This is a genomic window from Bowmanella yangjiangensis, assembly GCF_017255015.1.
Lineage (GTDB): Bacteria > Pseudomonadota > Gammaproteobacteria > Enterobacterales > Alteromonadaceae > Bowmanella > Bowmanella yangjiangensis.
The window spans coordinates 1-1139 of sequence record NZ_JAFKCS010000250.1 but is presented as its reverse complement, the minus strand read 5'-3'; the positions used below and the strand labels follow the sequence as shown (position 1 = coordinate 1139).

At 66.9% G+C, this 1139-nt stretch carries 1 protein-coding gene; it reads right to left on the bottom strand.

Annotation, left to right across the window (positions count from 1 at the left end; all coding sequences use genetic code 11):
• Positions 1-1139, bottom strand: a 1139-nt coding sequence (locus J0A65_RS23745; protein ID WP_206596741.1) for a methyl-accepting chemotaxis protein, incomplete at both ends; no start/stop codon positions are given.

The window sequence follows — 1139 nt, the reverse complement described above, 5'->3', positions numbered from 1 at the left end:
ATCACGTCGACGATGGCGCCGATGTTGCCGGACTGTGCGGCGAGTTGCTCGACATCGCCGGAGCACTGCGTCACCAGCGAGGCGATGCGGCGGATTTCCTCGATGGCCTGGGTGGTCACCTGCAGGCCGCTGTCGGTCAGCTCGCCGGCCTGGCGGGCGCGGTCGTGGGTGTGCTGGGCGCTCTCCGCGATGTGGTTGATGCTCACCGCCAGTTGCTCGACCGTGGCGGCCATCGCTGCTGCGGTGTCGCTCTGGATATTGGCGCTGTTGAGCACCTGTTCGGAGGAAGCGGCCAGTTGCAGGGTGGCGCACTCGATTTCCTCGGAGGCTTCGCCGATGTTGCCGATCACGTCGTGCAGGCCGTGGCGCATCGCCTGCACCGATTTCATCACGCCGCTGCTGCCACCGCCGTCCTGCTGCGCGCCGTCGAGGCGGCCGGAGGCGATGCGGGCGCTGATCGCCTCCAGCTCACCGGGTTCGGCACCCAGCTGGCGGCCGAGCAGGCGGCTGAAGTAGAGCACGTGCACGCTGCCCAGCAGCAGCGCGACCACCAGCAGCAACAGGCTCAGGCGCAGGCTCCTGGCGTAGGCCGCTTCACCCAGCAGGTACTGGCGCTTGGCCTCGCCGAGCTGGACTTCGATCAGCTCGGAAAACTTGGCCGACAGCGGGTCGATCAACGGGTACAGGTCGTTGCTGGCGAAGCGCTCGATTTCGCCCCGGTCACCCCGGATGAGCTGGCTCTGCAGCTGCTCAAGGGGCTGCTGTGCCTTGCTCATCAGGGGGGTGATCTCGTCGATCAGGCGCCGTTCGTCGGCGATCAGCTGGGTGGCCAGGTAGGCTTTCCAGATCTCGGCGATACGCTGCTGGGCCTGCTCGATCATCTGTTGCGCGGCGTTGCCGCTGAGGGTGCCGCTGCGCGCCTTCTGCGTGGCGTCGACGATGTTCACCGCGTAGAGGTCGGCAATCTGCTTGAGGTCGCGCAGCGGTACCACGCGGTCCAGGTAGACGGTCTGCAGGCCGCCGACGGTGGTCTTGAGTCCATGCAGGCCGAGCAGGCCGACGGCCAACAGCGCGGTGAGCAGAACGCCGGCGAGCAGCAACAGGTGAGTGCGTATCTTCCAACTCTTCATGGCAGGGTC